Consider the following 3,874-nt stretch of genomic DNA (forward strand, 5'->3'; position numbering starts at 1 on the left):
ATATCACTCAATGTTACTCGAAGGAATCGAAACTCTATTGGTGCTGAGTAAAGCAAAAACCATGAGCCGCACAGGCAGTTTGCTTTATATCAGCCAATCAGCGGTCAGCAAACGGATTGCGAATTTAGAAAAGAAGCTAGGTAAAAAGCTCATCGAGCCGAGTGGCCGACAGATAAAACTGACGCCGGATGCGATTGCATTAATCGAGAGCATAGGCCCTACATTCAATGAACTTAGAGGGCTTATTTATGAACAGCAAGAGTTGGAAGATACCACTCTCATTACTTTAGATAGCTCTAAGTCTCTGATAGCGGGTTATTTAGGTGAGATGATGGGCCAATTTATCCAGCAAGATAAATACATCACCATCACCACTAACCATACACCAAGAATTATCGAGCGAGTGCAGTCTGGTAAGGCGACCTTGGGGTTGTGTGCTGGCTTACTGCCGCCGCATCATGGATTGATGACCTTCCATCTATTTGATGAGCCGTTTTACATAGTGAGTAAGTCGCCGCTAACGGAGCTTCCTCCATTGGTGATTACCAACGATATGACCAACCCTGCCAACTCTTATCAGCTCTCAGTGTTAGAAAAGTTTGGTATTAAACCCTTGATGGAGATGGATGCCTATACCGCAGCAGCCCAGCTAGCGCTAGGAGGAACGGGGCCGGCTTTGATCCCGCTTTCTATCGTAAAAACACTCAACATTAAGCCTCAATACCTGTTTAGCTTTCCCGAATTGCAAGGATTGATTAGACCGATTCATATCTGTGTGAGACCAAACAGCTATCAATCTCCGCGAGTTAAAATACTGATAGAATCCATTGTTGATGCTGTTCCCAAAGCAGTTTAGACGCCATTAACATCGACATCACGATCACAAGAGGGCGAATCCATTTCTGCCCTTTTGTTACCACTACTTTAGCGCCAAGTTGAGCGCCCATAAAACCACCAACTGCCATCACTAATCCTAATTCCCAAATTGGCAAGCCAGCTAAAATAAAGAAGATCAATGCGGCTATATTCGATGTGAAGTTAAGTATCTTGGTGCGTGCCGTTGCATCCACTAAAGAGAAGTGACCGATAGCGACAAAACATACCGTGAAAATTGAACCTGTTCCTGGGCCAAAAAAGCCATCGTAGAAGCCAACTCCGCCACCAATACACAAAGCAAACATCGCCTCAGAGATCTTCTGCTTTCCTTCAGACGCTCTAGTTTGGGGTGCTAACAGGAAATAGAGAGAGATAGCGATAAGCAGCAGCGGTATCACGCTAGTCAGTAAACTCGCATCAATGTGCTGGACTAACTCGGCACCAATTGCAGAGCCAATAAAAGTACAAAAGATCGCGAGGCGCATCTCTTTAATACTAACGATGCCGTTGCGCACGAAATACCAACTGGCAGAAAAACTACCAAATGAGCTTTGAAGTTTATTGGTTGCCAGTGCTTGCGTTGGTGGCACTCCGGCCGCTAGCAATGCAGGTAGAGTCAACAATCCACCGCCGCCAGCCATTGCATCAATAAAGCCTGCCGCCGTTGCAACAACAAACAAGATAGCCAATATTTCTAGAGTGATTTCCATATACCCAACGCCTTAAATTCTCGTATAGCGACAAGTTACCACTCACTGCAGATGAGCAATAACGAAACACAAGATTGTAACCTATTCCAAATATTCATCATTTAGCCATCACCAGATTTTCACCAGATAACAGACATAAAAAAGCCCACTCCGAAGAGTGGGCTTTGAGCATTTATATCCGCTTAACAGCGATACGCGTTAGTCTATTAAGCTAGAGAAGCTTTAACTTGTGCGTGTAGCTCTTGAACTGAAGTTACTGACGTTTTTGCGTCTGCAGTGTGCGCCATACAAGTCGCGAATGCTGCGTTTAGCGTAGTCGTGTAGTTCACTTTCTCAGCCAATGCGCCACGACGAAGAACTTTAGAATCTTCAATCGCTTGACGGCCAGCCGCAGTGTTCACGATGTACGTGTACTCGTTGTTCTTGATACGGTCAAGAATGTGAGGACGACCTTCGTGTACCTTGTTTACTAGACGTGGGTTAATGCCCGCTTCGCCAAGGATAACAGCTGTACCGTGAGTTGCGTCTAGCTGGTAACCAAGCTTAGATAGCTTAGATGCTAGGTCAACAACACGCTCTTTGTCGCCTTCGCGAACAGAAAGCAATGCACGACCACCTTCAGGGTAGATGTGACCACAACCCAATTCAGCTTTAGAGTATGCTTCAGCAAACGTTGCGCCAACACCCATAACTTCACCAGTAGAGCGCATTTCTGGGCCTAACAGTGGATCAACACCAGGGAATTTGTTGAACGGAAGAACAACCTCTTTCACTGAGTAGTAAGGTGGGATGATTTCTTTCGTAAAGCCTTGAGACTCTAACGATTGACCTGCCATCACACGAGCTGCAATCTTAGCGACTGCTGCGCCTGTTGCTTTCGATACGAACGGCACTGTACGTGCTGCACGAGGGTTAACCTCGATTAGGTACACTTGGTTGTTCTTAACAGCAAACTGCGTATTCATTAGACCACGAACACCCAACTCGAACGCTAGCTTTTCAACTTGCTCACGCATTACGTCTTGGATTTCTTGGCTTAACGTGTAAGCCGGAAGAGAACATGCTGAGTCACCTGAGTGAACACCCGCTTGCTCGATATGCTCCATGATACCCGCAATAACAACACGCTCACCGTCACAAATCGCATCAACGTCCACTTCAACAGCATCGTCTAGGAAGCTATCAAGTAGTACTGGAGATTCGTTTGAAACGCTAACTGCTTCGTTGAAGTAGCGGCGTAAGTCTTGCTCGTCGTATACGATTTCCATCGCTCGACCACCAAGAACATAAGAAGGACGAACAACCAGTGGGAAGCCGATTTCGCGAGATTTCTCTACCGCTTGCTCCATTGTTGTTACTGTCGCGTTTTCTGGTTGTAGAAGACCAAGACGGTCAACAGCAACTTGGAAACGCTCACGGTCTTCTGCACGGTCGATTGCGTCTGGGCTAGTACCAATGATTGGTACGCCAGCAGCTTCAAGCTCACGAGCCAGTTTCAGTGGTGTTTGACCACCGTACTGAACGATAACGCCTTTTGGCTTCTCAACACGAACGATTGCTAGTACGTCTTCCAGAGTTACTGGTTCAAAGTACAGACGGTCAGACGTATCATAGTCTGTCGAAACTGTCTCAGGGTTACAGTTAACCATGATTGTTTCGTAGCCATCTTCACGTAGTGCTAGAGATGCATGTACACAACAGTAATCGAATTCAATACCTTGGCCGATACGGTTTGGACCGCCGCCTAAGATCATGATTTTCTCTTTGTCTGTTGGGTTCGACTCACATTCATCATCGTAAGATGAGTACATGTAAGCCGTATCAGAAGAGAACTCAGCCGCACAAGTATCTACACGCTTGTAGACTGGGTGAATATCGTATTGGTCACGTAGACGACGGATTTCGCTTTCTGCTACACCTAGAATCTTAGATAGGCGAGCATCAGCAAAACCTTTACGCTTAAGCTTCATTAGCTCGTCTTTATTCAGACCAGCAAAGCCTTTCGCTTTGAGTTCTTGCTCTAGTTTTACGATGTCTTCGATTTGAACTAGGAACCAACGGTCAATTTGCGTTAGGTTGAATACACCATCAACTGACATACCAGCACGGAAAGCATCTGCGATGTACCAAATACGGTCAGAACCAGCTTCTTTAAGCTCATGGCGAATCGTCGTTAGTGCGTCAGGTGCATCTAGGTCGACCATTTCGTCAAAACCAGTTGCGCCAACTTCTAGACCGCGAAGTGCTTTCTGTAGAGATTCTTGTTGGTTACGGCCGATAGCCATAAC

Annotated in this window: 3 protein-coding genes; 1 reads left to right on the forward strand and 2 read right to left on the reverse strand. The window is 46.1% G+C overall.

Going from position 1 to position 3,874, the window contains the following annotated elements; translation table 11 throughout:
- Positions 1 to 10: 10 nt before the first annotated feature.
- On the forward strand, positions 11 to 856 hold the full coding sequence (locus AB4653_RS01015; RefSeq protein WP_102257735.1) for a LysR family transcriptional regulator: 846 nt from the start codon (positions 11 to 13) through the stop codon (positions 854 to 856).
- On the opposite strand, the gene AB4653_RS01020 is transcribed toward AB4653_RS01015, so the two are convergent.
- Both AB4653_RS01020 and carB read right to left on the reverse strand, forming a co-directional pair.
- Positions 807 to 1,586: a TSUP family transporter gene (locus AB4653_RS01020; protein WP_009848394.1), complete on the reverse strand. Its 780-nt coding sequence runs from the start codon at positions 1,584 to 1,586 to the stop codon at positions 807 to 809. The genes AB4653_RS01015 and AB4653_RS01020 overlap by 50 nt on opposite strands.
- A 206-nt stretch (positions 1,587 to 1,792) precedes the next feature.
- Positions 1,793 to 3,874, reverse strand: a 2,082-nt coding sequence (gene carB, locus AB4653_RS01025; protein WP_372103113.1) for a carbamoyl-phosphate synthase large subunit, incomplete at its 5' end; no start/stop codon positions are given.

The sequence above is a fragment of the Vibrio sp. 10N.222.48.A3 genome (assembly GCF_041475345.1).
Lineage (GTDB): Bacteria > Pseudomonadota > Gammaproteobacteria > Enterobacterales > Vibrionaceae > Vibrio > Vibrio tasmaniensis_A.